The 18,708-nt window shown below is 69.6% G+C and carries 13 protein-coding genes, 4 tRNA genes and 1 pseudogene; 9 read left to right on the forward strand and 9 right to left on the reverse strand.

Going from position 1 to position 18,708, the window contains the following annotated elements:
* Positions 1-444 precede the first annotated feature (444 nt).
* On the forward strand, positions 445-2,004 hold the full coding sequence (gene purF, locus ACZ4S3_RS15005) for an amidophosphoribosyltransferase (RefSeq protein WP_467932355.1): 1,560 nt from the start codon (positions 445-447) through the stop codon (positions 2,002-2,004).
* 34 nt (positions 2,005-2,038) lie between these two features.
* Entirely contained in the window at positions 2,039-3,112 is a 1,074-nt protein-coding gene (gene purM, locus ACZ4S3_RS15010; RefSeq protein WP_467932359.1) for a phosphoribosylformylglycinamidine cyclo-ligase, read from the forward strand.
* Between the two features lie 214 nt (positions 3,113-3,326).
* On the opposite strand, the gene ACZ4S3_RS15015 is transcribed toward purM, so the two are convergent.
* A complete protein-coding gene (locus ACZ4S3_RS15015) occupies positions 3,327-3,575 on the reverse strand; it encodes a DUF3073 domain-containing protein (protein ID WP_467932363.1) in 249 nt (82 codons plus the stop codon).
* A gap of 326 nt (positions 3,576-3,901) precedes the next feature.
* Positions 3,902-5,020 carry a Leu/Phe/Val dehydrogenase gene (locus tag ACZ4S3_RS15020; RefSeq protein WP_467932367.1) on the reverse strand — a complete coding sequence of 373 codons (1,119 nt, stop codon included), beginning with the start codon at positions 5,018-5,020 and terminating at the stop codon, positions 3,902-3,904.
* 219 nt (positions 5,021-5,239) lie between these two features.
* Between ACZ4S3_RS15020 and ACZ4S3_RS15025 the strand changes: the two genes are divergently transcribed.
* Together ACZ4S3_RS15025 and bldC are read left to right on the forward strand one after the other, a co-directional pair.
* Positions 5,240-6,076 carry a DUF8083 family protein gene (locus tag ACZ4S3_RS15025; protein ID WP_467932371.1) on the forward strand — a complete coding sequence of 279 codons (837 nt, stop codon included), beginning with the start codon at positions 5,240-5,242 and terminating at the stop codon, positions 6,074-6,076.
* Between the two features lie 457 nt (positions 6,077-6,533).
* On the forward strand, positions 6,534-6,740 hold the full coding sequence (gene bldC, locus ACZ4S3_RS15030) for a developmental transcriptional regulator BldC (RefSeq protein WP_003949541.1): 207 nt from the start codon (positions 6,534-6,536) through the stop codon (positions 6,738-6,740).
* Positions 6,741-7,278: 538 nt separating this feature from the next.
* Here bldC and ACZ4S3_RS15035 read toward each other — a convergent pair.
* The 3 genes from ACZ4S3_RS15035 to hrpA all read right to left on the reverse strand — a co-directional run bounded on the left by ACZ4S3_RS15035 (position 7,279) and on the right by hrpA (position 11,842).
* A complete protein-coding gene (locus tag ACZ4S3_RS15035; RefSeq protein ID WP_467932375.1) occupies positions 7,279-7,635 on the reverse strand; it encodes a DUF6274 family protein in 357 nt (118 codons plus the stop codon).
* A 28-nt stretch (positions 7,636-7,663) separates the two neighbouring features.
* Positions 7,664-7,738, reverse strand: a tRNA-Asp gene (locus tag ACZ4S3_RS15040).
* Between the two features lie 96 nt (positions 7,739-7,834).
* Entirely contained in the window at positions 7,835-11,842 is a 4,008-nt protein-coding gene (gene hrpA, locus ACZ4S3_RS15045; protein ID WP_467932379.1) for an ATP-dependent RNA helicase HrpA, read from the reverse strand.
* A gap of 126 nt (positions 11,843-11,968) precedes the next feature.
* On the opposite strand from hrpA, the gene ACZ4S3_RS15050 reads away from it, so the two are divergent.
* The gene (locus ACZ4S3_RS15050) at positions 11,969-13,027 is read left to right on the forward strand and encodes an ABC-2 transporter permease (RefSeq protein ID WP_467932383.1); all 1,059 of its coding nucleotides are present in this window, start codon (positions 11,969-11,971) and stop codon (positions 13,025-13,027) included.
* Positions 13,028-13,087: 60 nt separating this feature from the next.
* Entirely contained in the window at positions 13,088-13,291 is a 204-nt protein-coding gene (locus tag ACZ4S3_RS15055) for a hypothetical protein (RefSeq protein WP_467932388.1), read from the forward strand.
* A gap of 64 nt (positions 13,292-13,355) precedes the next feature.
* Here the strand turns inward: ACZ4S3_RS15055 and ACZ4S3_RS15060 are convergent.
* The 4 genes from ACZ4S3_RS15060 to ACZ4S3_RS15075 all read right to left on the reverse strand — a co-directional run bounded on the left by ACZ4S3_RS15060 (position 13,356) and on the right by ACZ4S3_RS15075 (position 15,277).
* Positions 13,356-13,429: transfer RNA gene (locus ACZ4S3_RS15060), tRNA-Phe, on the reverse strand.
* A 4-nt stretch (positions 13,430-13,433) separates the two neighbouring features.
* Positions 13,434-13,508: transfer RNA gene (locus ACZ4S3_RS15065), tRNA-Asp, on the reverse strand.
* Between the two features lie 48 nt (positions 13,509-13,556).
* Positions 13,557-13,629: transfer RNA gene (locus ACZ4S3_RS15070), tRNA-Glu, on the reverse strand.
* An 82-nt stretch (positions 13,630-13,711) separates the two neighbouring features.
* On the reverse strand, positions 13,712-15,277 hold the full coding sequence (locus ACZ4S3_RS15075; protein ID WP_467932392.1) for a metallophosphoesterase family protein: 1,566 nt from the start codon (positions 15,275-15,277) through the stop codon (positions 13,712-13,714).
* Positions 15,278-15,407: 130 nt separating this feature from the next.
* Between ACZ4S3_RS15075 and ACZ4S3_RS15080 the strand changes: the two genes are divergently transcribed.
* From ACZ4S3_RS15080 to ACZ4S3_RS15090, 3 genes and pseudogenes are all read left to right on the forward strand, one after another.
* Positions 15,408-15,758, forward strand: a complete 351-nt coding sequence (locus ACZ4S3_RS15080) for a metallopeptidase family protein (protein ID WP_467932396.1) — start codon at positions 15,408-15,410, stop codon at positions 15,756-15,758.
* 179 nt (positions 15,759-15,937) lie between these two features.
* Complete coding sequence (locus ACZ4S3_RS15085; protein WP_467932401.1) at positions 15,938-16,561, forward strand: hypothetical protein; 624 nt, start codon at positions 15,938-15,940, stop codon at positions 16,559-16,561.
* A gap of 237 nt (positions 16,562-16,798) precedes the next feature.
* A pseudogene (locus ACZ4S3_RS15090) lies at positions 16,799-18,708 on the forward strand (DEAD/DEAH box helicase); the annotation flags it as partial.

The following is an 18,708-nucleotide window of genomic DNA, read 5'->3' on the forward strand; positions in this document are numbered from 1 at the left end:
CCCCGGGGACGGCGGCGGCACTCGGGGCGTCGCGTATCTCACACGGGCAGGACGGGGCCCATTCGGCATAAAAGCCGGATGCAGGGAAAATCCGCCATACAGGGTGAGTGGCTGAAAACGCTAGAAGACGCAGCTCAGTGAGGGTGTCGCCGACGCGTGAGCGAAGACGTCGCTACCCGTGGCTACTGCGCAGACGCACAGCGACAGATGGCGCTGGCGACGTGACCGAGGTCGACGTGGCGGCGCCGCACCAGAGGCCGCGCGAGGCGGGGCACCCGGCGACACACCAGGCGCGCCAAGGGCTGCGGGGTCTGCATGAGCAGAAATCCTGGCCGTGATCGCGCGGCCGCGTCAAGCACGCTTAACGCTGCGTTCATGCAGTCATCCAGGTTCGGGACCATCCCCGGTTCGGATGAATGCGCGACCTGCCCTAGACTCGGGGACGTGCCACGTGGTGACGGACGACTCAACCACGACCTGCTCCCCGGCGAGAAGGGCCCCCAGGACGCTTGCGGCGTCTTCGGTGTCTGGGCTCCGGGTGAAGAGGTCGCCAAGCTCACCTATTTCGGGCTGTATGCGCTGCAGCACCGTGGACAGGAGTCCGCGGGCATCGCGGTGAGCAACGGCTCCCAGATCCTCGTTTTCAAGGACATGGGCCTGGTTTCCCAGGTCTTCGACGAGACTTCCCTCGGCTCCCTCCAGGGCCATATCGCCGTGGGCCATGCCCGCTACTCCACCACCGGTGCCTCGGTGTGGGAGAACGCCCAGCCGACGTTCCGCGCCACCGCGCACGGCTCGATCGCGCTCGGCCACAACGGCAACCTGGTCAACACCGCGGAGCTGGCGGACATGGTCGCCGCGCTGCCCCGTGAGGGCGGCCGGGCGACCCAGGTCGCGGCCACCAATGACACCGACCTGGTGACGGCCCTGCTGGCCGGCCAGGTCGACGAGGACGGCAAGCCGCTGACCGTGGAGGATGCCGCGCCCCGCGTGCTCCCCAAGGTCATGGGCGCCTTCTCGCTCTGCTTCATGGACGAGCACACGCTCTACGCCGCCCGCGACCCGCAGGGCATCCGCCCGCTGGTCCTCGGCCGCCTGGAGCGCGGCTGGGTGGTGGCCTCCGAGACCGCCGCCCTGGACATCTGTGGCGCCAGCTTCATCCGGGAGATCGAGCCCGGCGAGATGGTCGCCATCGACGAGAACGGCCTGCGCAGCAGCCGCTTCGCCGAGGCCCGGCCCAAGGGCTGTGTCTTCGAGTACGTCTACCTCGCCCGCCCGGACACCGACATCGCCGGCCGCAACGTGTACCTCTCCCGGGTGGAGATGGGCCGCAAGCTGGCCGCCGAGGCGCCGGCCGACGCCGACCTGGTGATAGCGACGCCGGAGTCCGGCACCCCCGCCGCGGTCGGCTACGCCGAAGCCAGCGGCATCCCGTACGGCTCCGGCCTGGTCAAGAACTCCTACGTCGGCCGGACCTTCATCCAGCCCTCGCAGACCATCCGCCAGCTCGGTATCCGTCTCAAGCTCAACCCGCTCAAGGAAGTCATCCGCGGCAAGCGCCTGGTGGTCGTCGACGACTCGATCGTCCGCGGCAACACCCAGCGCGCGCTGGTGCGGATGCTCCGCGAGGCCGGCGCGGCCGAGGTGCACATCCGGATCTCCTCCCCGCCGATCAAGTGGCCGTGCTTCTTCGGCATCGACTTCGCCACCCGCGCGGAGCTGATCGCCAACGGCCTGAGCGTGGAAGAGATCGGTAAGTCGCTGGGCGCCGATTCCCTGGCGTACATCTCCATCGACGGCATGATCGAGGCGACCACGATCGCCAAGCCGAATCTGTGCCGCGCCTGCTTCGACGGCGAGTACCCGATGGAGCTGCCCGACCCGGGGCTGCTGGGCAAGCACCTCCTGGAGTCGGAGACCGGGGCCCCGACGAAGTCCGACGTGGACGGCGTGCAGTCGCTCACGGCCGGGGTCGGCGGCGCCGACGCGCTGCGTCGCCCGTAGAGCTCGTACACACCCACAACGAAAGTTCTCAGCCATGTCCGCTGCAGAGTCCACTGGTGCCAGCTACGCGAGCGCGGGCGTCGACATCGAAGCCGGCGACCGTGCCGTGGACCTGATGAAGGAGTGGGTGAAGAAGGCCACCCGCCCCGAGGTCGTCGGCGGGCTCGGCGGCTTCGCCGGCCTCTTCGACGCGTCCGCCCTCAAGCGGTACGAGCGCCCGCTGCTGGCCTCGGCCACCGACGGCGTCGGCACCAAGGTCGACATCGCCCGCAAGATGGGCGTCTACGACAGCATCGGCCACGACCTCGTCGGCATGGTCGTCGACGACCTGGTCGTCTGCGGCGCCGAGCCGCTGTTCATGACCGACTACATCTGCGTCGGCAAGGTCTACCCGGAGCGGGTCGCCGCGATCGTCAAGGGCATCGCCGAGGGCTGCGTCCTGGCCGGCTGTGCGCTGGTCGGCGGCGAGACCGCGGAGCACCCGGGGCTGCTGGGCGTGGACGAGTTCGATGTCGCCGGCGCCGGTACGGGCGTCGTCGAGGCGGACCGGGTGCTGGGCGCCGATCGCATCCGTACGGGTGACGCGGTGATCGCGATGGCGTCCTCCGGACTTCACTCGAACGGGTACTCGCTGGTCCGTCATGTGCTGTTCGACCGGGCGGGCATGGCCCTGGACCAGGAGATCGCCGAGTTCGGCCGCACGCTCGGTGAGGAGCTCCTGGAGCCCACCAAGATCTACTCGCTGGACTGCCTGGCACTGACCCGTACGGCCGAGGTGCACGCCTTCTCGCACATCACCGGCGGCGGGCTGGCCAACAACCTCGCCCGAGTGATCCCGGACGGCCTGCACGCCACCGTCGACCGCTCCACCTGGACGCCGGGCCCGGTCTTCGACCTGGTCGGCTCCGCGGGCTCCGTCGAGCGCCTGGAGCTGGAGAAGACCCTGAACATGGGCGTCGGCATGATCGCCGTGGTCCCGCAGGAGTCGGTGGACGTCGCCCTGACCACGCTGGCGGACCGCGGAGTGGACGCCTGGGTCAGCGGCGAGATCGTCGACCGCGGCGAGCACACCGAGGCCGTGACGCTGACCGGCGACTACGCCGGCTGAGCGGTCGGCCGGGCTACAGCCAACCGAGGCAGGGGGCCGCCGCACCGGCGGCCCCGGCGGCGCGCTGCGCCGTCACCCGCCATCATTCGGGCAGCGCAGATCCTCTGATCCTCCGAGCAGCACAGAACTACCTGAGCAGCACAGAACCCGGCTCCGGGCACATGCCCGGACCGGGTCCTTGATGCTTTTCTCGGTGCCGCGTACGCACAGAGCGTCAGGCGCGACGACGCTGGTCGGAGGAGTCTCCCTCGTCCTCGTCGTCATCGTTGTACCGATCCGCGTACTGGGCGTACGGGTCGTCGTCGTCCTCGTCATCCTCGAACGGTTCCCCGTTCGGCGGCTGCTGGCTCGACGGCGATGCTCCCAGCTCGTCGGCCAGTCGTGAGAGATCCGTCCCACCGCTGCTGTACTTCAGCTGGCGGGCGACCTTTGTCTGCTTGGCCTTGGCCCGGCCGCGCCCCATGGGTCGACCCCCTCAATGACGGGGCTCAATGGCCCCAGAGTCTTGACACGCGTTCATGATTCAGAGCGGGCTCTCGACAGAGAGACCGGCCCGTAGAGCTTTAACGGTACCTGCTTCCGCGGCCATACGGTACGTCGCCCGCATCACCCACCGCTCGGCATGACCTGCGGGTCGCCCTTTCCCCGCTGGTCATCTGCGATTTTAACCTGTCCTGTACGGCGACCCGCCGACGGGTGGTGAGCGAAGTCTCCTCAACCTCCCGTGGCGGGCCGCGCAAGGGCATGTTTTCGGCCAGGAGATCGCGTGGCGAGCTGCCCCCCCGCAGGTCAGGCGGGCGTGCCCGCCGCCATCCGGGCCTCGGCGAGCCGGTCGGCGGCAGCGGCCGGCGGGATGCCGTCCGCCTTCGCTCGAGCGAATATCGCCAGCGTGGTGTCGAAGATCTTCGTCGCCTTGGCCTTGCACCGGTCGAAGTCGAAGCCGTGCAGCTCATCGGCCACCTGGATGACGCCGCCGGCATTCACGACGTAATCCGGGGCGTAGAGGATGCCGCGGTCGGACAGGTCCTTCTCGACGCCGGGGTGCGCGAGCTGGTTGTTCGCCGCGCCGCACACCACCTTGGCGGTCAGCACGGGCAGCGAGGCGTCGTTGAGCGCGCCGCCCAGGGCGCACGGTGCGTACACATCCAGGCCCTCGGTGCGGATCAGCGTCTCGGTGTCCGCGACGGCGGTCACCTGGGGGTGCCGGGCGAGGATCCGGTCCACGGACTCGGTGCGTACGTCCGTGATCACGACCTCGGCGCCGTCCTGGAGGAGGTGCTCGACCAGGTGGTGGCCCACCTTGCCGACGCCCGCGATACCGACCTTGCGGCCGCGCAGCGTCGGGTCGCCCCACTGGTGCTGGGCCGAGGCACGCATGCCCTGGAAGACGCCGTAGGCGGTCAGCACGGAGGAGTCGCCGGCGCCGCCGTTCTCGGGGGAGCGGCCGGTGGTCCATTTGTTCGTACGGGCGACGACGTCCATGTCGGCGACGTACGTACCGACATCGCACGCGGTGACATAGCGGCCCCCGAGGGAAGCCACGAACCGGCCATAGGCGAGCAGCAGTTCATCGGTCTTGATCACATCGGGATCGCCGATGATCACCGCCTTGCCGCCGCCGTGGTCCAGCCCGGCCAGGGCGTTCTTGTAGGACATGCCGCGCGAGAGGTTGAGCGCGTCCTGTACGGCCTCCTCCTCGGAGGCGTACGGGTGGAAGCGGGTGCCGCCGAGGGCGGGGCCCAGGACGGTGCTGTGGATGGCGATCACGGCCTTGAGGCCGCTGGCACGGTCCTGGCAGAGAACGACCTGCTCATGGCCGCCCTGCTCCGACCGGAACAGGCTCTGCAGAACGCCGCCGTCGACACTGACGGAGGCAGGACGTACGTCAGTCACGGTGGTGACTCCCATAAGTCGCGGAGGACGCCCCCCTGCGGGTGGGGAGGGCCGGTTGTGAAGAGCGTAAGACCTGCGCTGCGGGTTGATCGGCCGGGTACCGGGGATCACCCCCTCGCGAGGGAAGGGCATGGGACGATTTGCCGTATCCCGGGCCGGGCGGGGCAGACAGCTCCTGGTGGCGGGCTTCCCTTTCAACGGCCCTTGAACGGACTTTCCTGTGAAGGAGCGGGCGTGGCCTTGGCGTCGTCGGTGATGGTCCCGTATGTGGCGTATCTGCGGGTCTATGAGCCGCTCGCAGCGTTCCCCGAGCCGGAACGCTCTCACTGGGCGCGCTACGCCAAGCGCGAGGAAACCCCCACCGCGCAGGACGAACAGCGCCGGGCGCTGGCCGATCTGCTGCCGGTGCCGCCGGTACCGGTGCCGGTCCACGAGAGCGCGGACGCGTTCATCGCCGTCGTGGACGACGTGACCTGCGTCTGCCCGTGGCGCACCCGGCTGCGCGGCTGGCAGGCCCTGGAGGGGCTGGAGGAGCTGCTGCCGGCGTCGGTGCTGGACGTGGCGCTGCCCCCGGTGGTGCGCCGGCAGGCGGCCACCGACTACGAACAGTGGCGCGAGCGCAACCCGGAGGCCCGGCCCTGGATCCGTGCCGCCACCTGGCATGTCCCGGTGCGCTGGTTCGTGCTGTTCGACGACGTCGAGCGGGAGTTCACCAAGAGTGACGACGGTCTCCTGCTGCGTTACCGGACGCCAATGGTGCAGGCCAGACGGCGGGTCGCGCGCGGACTTCGTACGCTGCGGGACTCCCTGGAAGAGGGTCCGCTGATCGACGGCCTGGTAGATGTGGGGCGCTGGCTCGAAGAATTCCACCCGCGTTCCCTCGTGGAGCTGGATTACGGAGGCCTGGTGCACGCGGTGCCCGAAGGGCAGCTCGCCGAGGACCGTTCCGCCGCGGAAGTGGCGGAGGGGCTGGCGGCGCTGCGCGACGGGGACGGCGAGCGGGCCGGCGCCGCCTACGAGAAGCTCGCGGAACGGTGGCGTGCGGTACGCGAGCGCCAGTTCTCCAGCTGAGGGCCACAGGTGCGGGACGTAGGTCCTGATCCGGGCTATTGGAACAAGCGTGACCTAAAGCACTGACTTCGGGCCTTGCCTCCAAGACGTACCCTCGTGCCAAAATAGGACAAGGAGCCTTACCGGGGCTCCTTCCGTCCAACTAAGGGCGGATAGATCGGTATTGCGCTCCTTGAGGAGTCTGTGACACCTGATCACGTTGTGACTGATCGTCACGGTCGAGTGACTGTCCGTTATGGCATGGTCCATCGGCTTCCGCCGAGGTTGAACACCTCAGAGGGCAATTCCATCGGTTTGGCCGACGTGGCTGGACAGATGGTGTAGTTGTAGTGCCGAGGACAAGCCGTTCGTCCTATAACCGACTCGGCCCGCGTCCGCCATTTCGGGCAACGCGGGTCAAGGTGCAGAATTTAGAGGAAAGAACCGTGATGGTTCGGTTCTCCCGAGGAGGCCGCTCATGACCGCTCGCACCCCTGACGCCGAGCCGCTGCTTACCCCCGCTGAGGTTGCCACGATGTTCCGCGTGGACCCGAAGACGGTGACCCGCTGGGCCAAGGCAGGCAAGCTCACGTCCATCCGCACGCTCGGAGGGCACCGGCGTTACCGCGAGGCTGAGGTCCGCGCACTGCTCGCGGGTATCCCGCAGCAGCGCAGCGAGGCCTGAATAACCGCATAACCAGGCCGTTTTCGGGCCCCCCAACCCGGGAAATGCCGACATCGCACCACATAGCTCGACCTGCTCCACCCCGCATTGCCGCACTACAGCTCCATATGACGCGGTGCCTGCCCCAACAGGCCCCACACCCGCACCATCTGGGTACGTCACCGATCGCGCTGGACTCCGCCGGGTCCAGCGCGATCTTTTTTGTGTACGGCCGCTCTACGGCCGCTCGCGGCGGCCGGGTCGGCCTGGCGCCGACGTCGCCTCCGGCGGCGGCCAGGGTGCCGTCAGGGGTCCTGGAGGGGCCCGCCTGCGCGGACCCGCTCCCTCGATCCGGGGTCTTCGGAGGGTGGTGCAATTGCACATATTAAATTGACTGGTTGTAGGACGGGTGTAAGTTCCGCACTTCGTGAAACTTGTTCGGTGACACCCGTCACATGGTGCACTTCTTGAAGGAGACGCGGCGGCTGCGGTAATGCGTTTTCCCCGGTCCCGCCTCAACAGCCTCCCACCGCAAGACGGGTGGGGCAGGCGGCACAGGTCACTGAGTGGGGGGACTTTGGTCCTCCGCCGCAGGTCGCCCACAGACGGCCGGCGACGAGGCGGCGGGCTCCGCGGGTGTGGGCGCCCCCGAGCGGCCCTTGCGCGGCTCCATGACGAGCCGGAGCAGCCGATGGCAGACGGGGCAGTGCCGCGTCAGATGGCGGTACCTCGTGGCGGCCGACAGATGGGCCCGCAACAGCGCCCTCGTCTCGTGCCTTGCCGCAGTCCTCATCGCACGCACCTCCCCGGCCCCCATGCTTTCTCTGTGAGTACCGGGGGCCCGTGCCGCCGTCAAGACGGCCGGAGGGGCCCGAAGGCCGTACGGGCGCTGTGAGCACAGCAAAACGGCCCGCATCCACTGGGGATACGGGCCGTAAATAGTGCGGTCCTGACGGGATTTGAACCCGCGGCCTCCACCTTGACAGGGTGGCGAGCACTCCAAGCTGCTCCACAGGACCTTGCGTTTCGCTTTCCGCTTGCGGCGGGCTGCGAAGCAAGACTCTACAGCAGGTCAGGGGGTGCGGTCGAACTCGATGCCGCCGGCCGCCCGCCCGTCAGGGCGCGGCGGCGTCCACGGCCTTCACGATGCGCTTGTCCGAGACCGGATACGCGGTGCCCAGCGCGTGCGCGAAGTAGCTCACCCGCAGCTCCTCGATCATCCAGCGGATCTCCCGGGCGGCGGCCGGCACCGGCCGTCCCTTGGGGAACTGCTCCAGCAGCCAGGCGTATTCGTCCTGCATCTCCTTCACCTTCGCCATCCGGGTGCGGTCCCGTTCGGCGTTGGTGGGCAGCTGCTGCAGCCGGCGGTCGGCGGCCACCAGATAGCGCATCAGGTCCGGCAGCCGCTTGGCGCCGTGCGCCGTCACGAAGCCCGGCCTGATGAGCGCCGCCAGCTGTTCCCTGATGTCCGTCAGCGACGGCAGCAGCGAGGGGAACGTGGTGTCCTTCAGGCGGCGTTCGCACGCCTGCCAGGCGGCCAGCACCTCCTGGACCTGCTGGATGGTCTTCAGCGTGGCGTCGACCAGGTCGGCGCGCACCGCGTCGAACAGCTTCCGGAAGGACTCCTCGTCCCACGCCGGGCCGCCCCGTGCCGCGATCAGGCGGTCGGCGGCGGCCGTCACACAGTCCTCGAAGAGGGCCGGGATGGAGCCGTGCGGATTGCGGGACAGCGCGAGCTTCTGCTGGTTGCTCAGCTTGTCCTGGGCGAACTTGGCGGGGTTGGCGGGGACGTTGAGCAGGATGAGGCGGCGGGTGCCCGCCCACATCGCCTGCAGCTGCTCGGCCTCGGTGTCGAAGAGCCGTACGGCGACGCTGCTGCCCTCGTCCACCAGCGCCGGGTAGGCCTTCAGCGGCTGGCCCCCGCGCCGGGTCTCGAAGGTGCGCGGCAGCGCGCCGATCGTCCAGGACGTGAGCCCCGTGCGCTGCTCCGGGCCGGCCGGCGCCGCGCCCTCGCCCGTGCGGTCCTTGGCGGGGCGTTCGGCGGCCTGCTCGAAGGCCTTGGAGATGGCGGCCCGGGTCTTCGGCTTCAGCTGGAGCCGCAGCGCCTCCAGGTCCTTGTCCTCGGCGAGCTTGCGGCGCCGTTCGTCGACCACCCGGAAGGTGACCTTCAGATGGTCGGGGATCTTGGCGGTGTCGAAGTCCGCGGCCTGCACCGGCACGCCCACCATCCGCTGCAGCCCGGCGGCCAGCGAGGTGGTGAGGGCGCCCTGCAGGGGCACCGTGGAGTCCAGGAAGCGGGCCGCGAAGTTCGGTGCCGGCACGTAGTTGCGCCGGATCGGCTTGGGCAGCGACCGGATCAGCTCCGTCACCAGCTGCTCGCGCAGCCCCGGGATCTGCCAGTCGAAGCCCTCGGAGGCGACCTGGTTGAGCACCTGGAGGGGGATGTGGACGGTGACACCGTCCGCGTCCGCGCCGGGCTCGAACTGGTACGTGACCTTGAACTTCAGCTTTCCCTGGCGCCAGGAATCCGGATAGTCGTCCTTGGTGACGGCCTCGGCGGATTCATTGATCAGCATCGAGTGCTCGAAGTTGAGCAGCTCCGGTTCGTCCTGCCGCTTCTGCTTCCACCACGCGTCGAAATGCGCGCCGGAGACGATATCCGCCGGAATGCGCTGGTCGTAGAAATCGAAGAGCGTCTCGTCGTCCACGAGGATGTCGCGGCGCCTGGCGCGGTGCTCCAACTCCTCGACCTCGCCGAGCAGTTTGCGGTTGTCATGGAAGAACTGGTGGTGGGTACGCCAATCGCCCTCCACCAGGGCGTTGCGGATGAACAGATCGCGCGAGGTCTCCGGGTCGATCCGTCCGTAGGTGATCTTGCGCTGTGCGACGAGCGGCACGCCGTAGAGCGTGACCCGCTCGTACGCCATCACCGCGGCCATCTTCTGTTCCCAGTGCGGCTCGCTGTAGGTGCGCTTGACCAGGTGCTGGGCGAGCGGCTCGACCCATTCGGGCTCGATCTTGGCGTTCACCCGGGCCCACAGCCGGGACGTCTCGACGAGCTCCGCGGACACCACCCAGCGCGGTGGTTTCTTGAAGAGCGCGGAGCCGGGGAACACCGCGAACTTGGCGTTGCGGGCGCCCAGATATTCGTTCTTGGCGTCCGTGTCCTTCAGTCCGATATGCGAAAGCAAACCGGAGAGCAGCGCGGTGTGGATATGGTCCGGTGCGGCATCCTCCTCGCTGAGGTGAATGCCCATGGACTTGGCGACCGTACGCAGCTGCGAGTAGATGTCCTGCCACTCGCGTATCCGCAGATAGTTCAGGAACTCGGTCCGGCACATCCGGCGGAAAGCCGACGAGGACAGCGCCTTCTGCTGCTCGCGGACATAACGCCACAGATTGAGGAACGCCAGGAAGTCGGACGTCTCGTCCTTGAAACGGGCGTGCTGTTGATCGGCCTGCTGCTGCTTGTCCGAGGGCCGCTCGCGGGGGTCCTGGATGGACAGCGCCGCCGCGATGACCATGACCTCGCGGACGCAGCCGTTACGGTCCGCCTCCAGCACCATCCGGGCCAGCCGCGGGTCCACCGGCAGCTGGGAGAGCTTGCGGCCGAGCGGCGTGAGCCGCTTCTTCGGATCCTTCTGCTTCGCATCGAGCGCACCCAGCTCGCTCAGCAGATCGATGCCGTCCTTGATGTTGCGGCGGTCCGGCGGATCGATGAACGGGAACTTCTCGATGTCGCCCAGGCCGGCCGCGGTCATCTGCAGAATGACGGAGGCCAGATTCGTACGGAGAATCTCCGCGTCGGTGAATTCCGGCCGGGTGAGGAAATCGTCCTCGGAATAGAGCCGGATGCAGATGCCGTCGCTCGTCCGGCCGCAGCGGCCCTTGCGCTGATTGGCGCTGGCCTGCGAGACCGGTTCGATGGGCAGCCGCTGCACCTTGGTGCGGAAGCTGTAGCGGGAGATACGGGCCATGCCCGGGTCGATGACGTACCGGATGCCCGGGACGGTCAGCGAGGTCTCGGCGACGTTCGTGGCCAGCACGATCCGTCTGCCCGTATGCCGCTGGAAGACGCGGTGCTGCTCGGCGTGCGACAGCCGGGCGTAGAGCGGCAGCACCTCCGTCGACCGGAGGTTCTTCTTTATCAGCGCGTCGGCGGTGTCGCGGATCTCCCGCTCGCCGGAGAGGAAGACCAGGATGTCGCCCGGTCCCTCGGCCTGCAGCTCGTCCACGGCGTCGCAGATCGCGGTGATCTGGTCGCGGTCGGCGTCCTTGAAATCAGCCGCAGTCTGGCCGTCCTCCTCCAGCAGCGGGCGATACCGCACCTCCACCGGATACGTACGCCCCGAGACCTCGACGATCGGCGCCTCCCCGAAATGCCGGGAGAACCGCTGGGGATCGATGGTCGCGGAGGTGATGACCACCTTGAGATCCGGGCGCTTGGGCAGCAGCTGCGCCAGATAGCCCAGGATGAAGTCGATATTGAGGCTGCGCTCGTGTGCCTCGTCGATGATGATCGTGTCGTACTGGCGCAGCTCGCGGTCCGTCTGGATCTCCGCGAGCAGAATGCCGTCCGTCATCAGCTTCACGAGCGTGTCGCCGCCGACCTGGTCCGTGAACCGGACCTTCCAGCCGACCGCCTCGCCCAGCGGCGTCCGCAGCTCCTCGGCCACCCGCTCGGCGACCGTACGGGCCGCGATCCGGCGCGGCTGGGTGTGCCCGATCAGGCCGCGGACACCCCGCCCCAGCTCCATACAGATCTTCGGGATCTGCGTCGTCTTGCCGGAGCCGGTCTCGCCCGCGACGATCACGACCTGGTGGTCGCGTATCGCGGCGAAGATCTCGTCTCTCTTCTGGCTGACCGGCAGCTCTTCCGGATACGTGATCTCCGGCACGGCGGCGCGCCGCTGGGCGACCCGCAGCTCCGCTTCGTCGATGCCGTCGGAGATCTCGGCGAGCACGGCCGCGCGGGCCTCGGGCTTACGGATCCGGCGTGCGCCGTCGAGACGGCGCCCCAGCCGCTGCTGGTCGCGCAGCATCAACTCGGGAAGTCGCTCCGACAGAGCGGGCAGGGTGGGCCCGGTGTCGTCGGGCAGGGCGGAGGCAGGCTGACTGGACATACGACCCCCAGGATCTCACCTCGCCGAATCGAGTGGCGAACCATTTGCGGACGGGCGCCCCGGCACTGTGCGCAGGTGGGTGATCTGCACGGGTATGCCGGGGAATAGTCCTTTAGCGTGTTTCCCATGTCCGATCAGCGTGGCGATTCCGCGCCGCACGGCGCCCACGGACGGCCGCTGACCGCCAGGGAGAAATGGACGGCGGCCAAGAAATCACCGTTCTTTCCCGCGATGGTCCTCGTCTTCATCCTCGCCGCGGCCGCCGGCCTCTTCGCCGGCTCCTACACCTACGCCATGGCCAATCCGACGCCCCGGCGCATCCCGACGGCCGTGGTCGGCCTGCGCGACGTCCCCAAGGGGCGGGCGTTCGCCGCGGGCATGGAGAAGGCGCTGCACGGCACGCTGCGGCTGACCGAGTACGGCACCTACGCCGGGGCCGCCAGGGCCGTCGAGGAACAGCGGGAGTTCGCCGTGCTGCGGTCCCGCGGGCAGGTGGTGGAGCTGGATGTGGCGGGCGCCACGGGCGCGTCGGTGGCGCAGCTGCTGGCCGAGACGGGCGCCCGGGTCGCCGAGGCGGCGGGCGTGGACGTCCGCATCCGGGACATCAAGCCGCTCCAGAGGGGCGACCCCCGCGGTCTCGCCCTCTTCTACATCTCACTGGCCGCCGTGGTCATCGGCTTCGTCGGCGCCATCCAGCTCAGCGTGCACGCCCGCGCCCTCAACCCGGCCGAACGGATCGCCTTCACCGTCCTCTACGCGCTGCTCGGCGGCTTCGCCATCGTCGCGGTGGTCGACTGGTGGCTGGGCGCGGTGCACCTGCCGTTCCTGCAGTCCTGGGGGATCCTCGCGCTGACGATGTTCGCGTCCGGCATGGTCTTCTCGATGTTCAACACCCTGATGGGCCGCTGGGCGATGATCCCCACCTGGGGCCTGATGGTCCTGCTGGGCAACCCGTCCTCGGGCGGCGCGGTCTCCTGGCCGTTGCTCCCGTCCGCCCTCGGCCACATCGGCCGCTGGCTGCCGCCCGGCGCCTCGGTCAACGCCCAGCACACCGCCGTCTACTTCGGCGGCTACCAGCACCTCTTCCCGTATCTGGTGCTGGCCGGCTGGGCGGTGCTGTCCTGCACCGTCTTCTGGGCGTGGCGGCACCGCCATCCGGGTGGGCGGGAGGCGGCGGACGTCTGACGTTGCCGCCCGCGCCAATGAAGTGGCCCGCTCTCGAACGGGTAGGCGACGATGGGCCGCATGACCAACGGATTACAACGTATAGCGGGCCTCGCCATGATGGCCGCGGGGATCGCGCTCGTCGCCTGGATGTTCTTCGGCGCACCGTTCCTGGGGGTATGGCTGGCGAAGGGGGCGGCGCACCTGGTGGCATTGGGGGCGGTCGTCGCCGGTGGCCAGTTGGCCTTCCGGCAGCCCAAGGGAAAGGGAGGGGCCGGCGGGTAATTGGCCCCGAGCAGATACGACGAAGGCCCCGGTTCCAGGAACCGGGGCCTTCGTTCAAAGGGTGTGGCTGGGGCCGGGGTCGAACCGGCGACCTATCGCTTTTCAGGCGATCGCTCGTACCAACTGAGCTACCCAGCCGCAGCGGTCCTGACGGGATTTGAACCCGCGGCCTCCACCTTGACAGGGTGGCGAGCACTCCAAACTGCTCCACAGGACCTTGCATTGTGCGAAAGCAACCTGAGCCATTCTCGCACACGGTAAAACGTGCCCCCAACGGGATTCGAACCCGTGCTACCGCCTTGAAAGGGCGGCGTCCTGGGCCACTAGACGATGAGGGCTGGTGGCCACCTTGGCGTCGTTACCGGCGCCGTCGGGGACGTGAGAAGCATATGGGATGGGAGGACCGTTCGCCAAAACGGTTTACCGGGGGCGGTTACCGGGGCTGAGGGAAGGGCTCCTGGTCGAGCGCCCGGAGGGGCCGGACGAGGGGCTCGGGGAGACGGTGGCGCCGGGCTGGTTCTCCCGGGGGAGATGGCGGCTGACCTCGGCGCGGGACAGGCCCAGGCCGCCGAGGGTGATCTCGTCCCAGGCCTGCAGCCGCTTGGTCGTACGGTCCAGATAGAGCACCGATGCCTGGACCGGCGCGGGCTTTTTGTTCTGTACGGCGCGCAGCCCGCCGCCGCCCGTCGAGCCCTCGACCATCAGCCGGGTGCCCTGGGGGAGCGTGGTGTTCTCGCGGTGGTGGATGTGCCCGGCCAGGGCCAGCGGGGCCAGGCCGTCGGCCTCGGTGGCGGCGGCGGGGTTGTGGGCCAGCGCGATGTCGACGGGCGTGCCGGCCAGCCGCTGGGTGCGCAGCGAGTCGGCGAGCCGGCCGCCGGCCGTGCGCTCCGCGGGGTCTCCGGCCGCCACCACGGAGCGGTCCGGCGTGAACTGCGGATCGCCGACGCCCGCGATCCGCACCCCCGCCACCTGGGTGACCTTGCCGTGGTCGAGGACGGTGACGTGCTTGCGGCCGGTCAGGTACTTCTGCGTGGTGCGCGAGTCGTGGTTGCCGCGCACCCAGACGTACGGGGCGCCGAGGGTGGAAACCGGGTCGAGGAAGTGGTTCTCGGCGGCCGAGCCGTGGTCCATGGTGTCGCCCGTATCGATGATCACGTTGATCCGGTACTGCTTCACCAGGGAGGCGATGATCCGCCAGCTGCCGGGGTTGAGGTGGATGTCGGAGACGTGCAGGACACGGATGGTGGTGGGGTCCGGCTGGTACGCCGGGAGCGTCGAGGTGGCGTCGTAGAGCTTGGTGACGTTGGTGACCAGGCGGGCCAACTCCTTTTGGTAGACGTTGAATTCGCTGACGATGTTGCGGGCGTTGCCGACCACGGACGGGGCCGAGGAGAGCAGCCCGGAGAACTTCGGCTCCAGGACGGACTTGGGGTTCCAGGTGGCGTACGCGGCGGTCGCCGAGGCGGCGAGCAGGGCGAGGCCGAGGCCGCCGGCGGCCAGGGCGCGGCGCGGGCGGCGGTGGACGGCCAGGCTCAGGGCGGCGGCGCCGCAGGCCACGGCGGTGCCGGAGTGGAAGGCCAGTCCTATGGCGCCGCGGGTGACATCGCGGGTGACCTCGGCCTGCAGGCCGGAGAACCGTTCGGGGTGGTCGACCAGAGCCTGGGAACGGACCGGATCCAGCCGGTCGACGGCGACATCGAGCCGTAGTGGCGCGTAGTGGCTGTTCAGTTCCAGGTCGCCCAGCGGCGCCACATCGATCCGGGTGCCGCCGGTCAGGGAAGGGCGGAGCGCCATGCTGGTGTCCATCGGGCCCACGGGGGCGTGGGCGGTGCCGAGGACGAGCAGTCCCAGCCAGGCGCCGAGGACGGCGACGGCTATCAGGCCAAGGGCGCGGCCGTATGGGTGCGGCGGCCGGGCGACGTCGGCCATCAGGGCCGTACGCGGGGTGTCGGTGGTCGGTGTCCGGGAGCGCGCCGAGCGGTCCATTGGCCCCGTATGCCCCGAAGTGGTGGTCGTTAAGCGGGGAGTGACGGCTCCGGTGAAGGCGTGGGGCGGGCCGCGCCGGGAGTGCGTCCGCGGGACGCACGAGGGCGGAGGTACGGGGGAGAATGGTGGTGTGCTGGAAATGACGCGCGAGGAGTTCGAGGAACTGGTCGCCGAGGCGCTGGACCGGATCCCGCCGGAACTGACCCGGCTGATGGACAACGTGGCGGTCTTCGTCGAGGACGAGCCCCCGGCCGGCGACCCCGAGCTGCTCGGGCTCTACGAGGGGACGCCGCTGACCGATCGCGGTGAGTGGTACGCGGGCGTGCTGCCGGACCGGATCACGATCTACCGGATGCCGACGCTGCGGATATGCGCCTCGCACGAGGACGTGGTCGCGGAGACCGAAGTGACGGTCGTTCATGAGATCGCACACCACTTCGGTATCGACGACGAGCGGCTGCACGCGCTGGGCTACGGCTGACCGGATCAGGCGCGTGCCGTGCGTGTCCTCAGGCGGGCGGCGGGAGTTGGGCAGGGCATCCGTACCGCCGTCCCTGCGCTCCGGATCCGGAGGTCCCGCCCTTGCACCCGATCGCGTCTGGTCAATCGATTCCCCCGTTCCCCACCTCTTCGGACGATGCGTCCCCGTCGTCCGCCCCGGTGAGGTCCCCGTCGTCGCCGTCCCCCGCCGCCCGTCCGCTCTCGCGCGTCACCGCCGCCGCGGTGACCGTCTCGGCGCTGGCCGCGTCGCTGGCCGGCTGCATAAGCGTCAGCGATCCGGAGCCGCCGAAACCGCCCGGTAACGCCGCGCGGCACGGTGACGGCAAGGACGCCGCCCCGCACCCCGGTGGGCTGACGGCCGACGGGCGCGGCACCGGGCCGCGGCCGCCGGGGCACGGCGGTAGGCACCGGCCCGCGGACGGCAGCGCGGGCGACGCGGAACCGTCGGAGGGAGCGACGCCGACGGCGCCCGAGCGGAGCGCGCCGCCGCAGCCGGCGGAGCCGTCCGGCCCGGTGCCCAGCGAGGGGAAGGGCCACGGCGGGCACGGCCGCCCGCCCGGAGGCGGGCCCGCCGATCCGCCTCCGGCGCAGTCCGACCCGCCGTCCGCCCCGCCGGCCTCGCCGACCCCCACCACCCCCACCGCGGAGCCGACCCAGCCGCCGAGCGGTCCCCCGCAGCCCAGCTCGCAGGCCTCGGGTCAGTCGCCGTCCGCCTCGATGTCGGAATCCGAGTCCCGGCCGATGTCTTCGCAGGTCGAGCCGGGTGACTGGCCGGATGTGTGAGGCGTGAGGAAGGGGCGCGTACGGTGGTGGAGCCCGGTTGGCGAGACGGTCATTTGCCTTCAGGGGGGCAGGGTGCGTATGGTGGTAGATCGTTTGATCCCATTTGCCCGGCGCCAGAACAGAAGCGCGCCGCGTGGCGCGTTCTCTCCCTTGCCGTGGCTGACCGCATAGAGGCGGTCGTGTGAAACACACGGAGTTTGGGCGCGTGCCGAGACTCCGGAAGGTTTCGCATTTCGCATGTCAATTTCCACTGAGCAGTCCGTCATGCCCGCAGACGACGAGCAGACGGTTTCCGAGGTGACCGAGTCCGCCGAGCTGACCGACACCGTCGAGTCCGCCGAGCTGACCGACACCGTCGAGTCCGCCGAGCTGACCGACACCGTCGAGTCCGCCGAGCTGACCGACACCGTCGAGTCCGCTGAGCCGACCGACACCGTCGAGTCCGACGAGCCGACCATCACCTTCGCCGATCTCGGACTGCCCGAGGGCGTCGTCCGCAAGCTGGCGCAGAACGGCGTCACCACCCCCTTCCCGATCCAGGCCGCGACCATCCCGGACGCGCTGGCCGGCAAGGACATCCTCGGCCGCGGTCGCACCGGCTCCGGCAAGACCCTCTCCTTCGGTCTGCCGACCCTGGCCCAGCTGGCCGGCGGTCACACCGACAAGAAGAAGCCGCGCGCCGTCATCCTCACCCCGACCCGTGAGCTGGCGATGCAGGTCGCCGACGCGCTTCAGCCCTACGGCGACGTCCTCGGCCTGAAGATGAAGGTCGTCTGCGGCGGTACGTCCATGGGCAACCAGATCTACGCGCTGGAGCGCGGCGTCGACGTCCTCGTCGCCACCCCGGGCCGGCTGCGCGACATCATCAACCGTGGCGCCTGCTCCCTCGAGGCCGTCCAGGTGGCCGTCCTCGACGAGGCCGACCAGATGTCCGACCTGGGCTTCCTGCCCGAGGTCACCGAGCTGCTCGACCAGGTGCCCCAGGGCGGTCAGCGGATGCTGTTCTCGGCCACGATGGAGAACGAGATCGGCACGCTGGTCAAGCGGTACCTGACCAACCCGGTCAGCCACGAGGTCGACAGCGCCCAGGGCAACGTCACCACCATGACCCACCACGTCCTGGTCGTGAAGCCCAAGGACAAGGCGCCGGTCACCGCCGCCATCGCCGCCCGTAAGGGCCGCACCATCATCTTCGTCCGCACCCAGCTGGGCGCCGACCGCATCGCCGAGCAGCTCGTCGACGCCGGTGTGAAGGCGGACGCGCTGCACGGCGGTATGACCCAGGGCGCGCGTACCCGCGTCCTCGCCGACTTCAAGGACGGCTACGTCAACGCGCTGGTCGCCACCGACGTCGCCGCCCGCGGTATCCACGTCGACGGCATCGACCTGGTCCTGAACGTCGACCCGGCCGGTGACCACAAGGACTACCTGCACCGCTCCGGCCGTACGGCCCGCGCGGGCCAGTCCGGCACCGTCGTCTCCCTCTCCCTGCCGCACCAGCGCCGGCAGATCTTCCGCCTGATGGAGGACGCGGGCGTGGACGCCTCGCGCCACATCGTCGGCGGCGCCGGTGCGTTCGATGACGACGTCGCCCAAATCACCGGTGCGCGGTCGCTCACCGAGGTCCAGGCCGACGGGGCCAACAACTCCGCCAAGCAGGCCGAGCGCGAGGTGGCCGAGCTCACCCGTGAGCTGGAGCGCCTCCAGCGCCGCGCCACCGAGCTGCGCGAGGAGGCCGACCGGCTGACCGCCCGCGCCGCCCGCGAGCGTGGCGAGGACCCGGCCGAGGCGCTCGCCGCCGCTGCCGCGACCGCCGAGGCGGCCGAGACGGCCGAGACGGCCGAGGCCGCCGCCGTGCCGGCTCAGGCGACGTCGGACGAGGCGCCGCGCCGCTCGTACGAGCGCCGTGACGACCGGGGCAGCTTCGAGCGCCGCGACCGTCGTGACGACCGCTCGGGTGGTGGCTTCAACCGTGACCGTCGCGATGACCGTTCCGGTGGTGGCTTCAACCGTGACCGTCGCGATGACCGTTCCGGTGGTGGCTTCAACCGCGACCGTCGTGACGACCGCTCGGGTGGTGGCTTCAACCGTGACCGTCGCGATGACCGTTCCGGTGGTGGCTTCAACCGTGACCGTCGCGATGTCCG

It is taken from the genome of Streptomyces sp. NPDC028368, assembly GCF_055565615.1.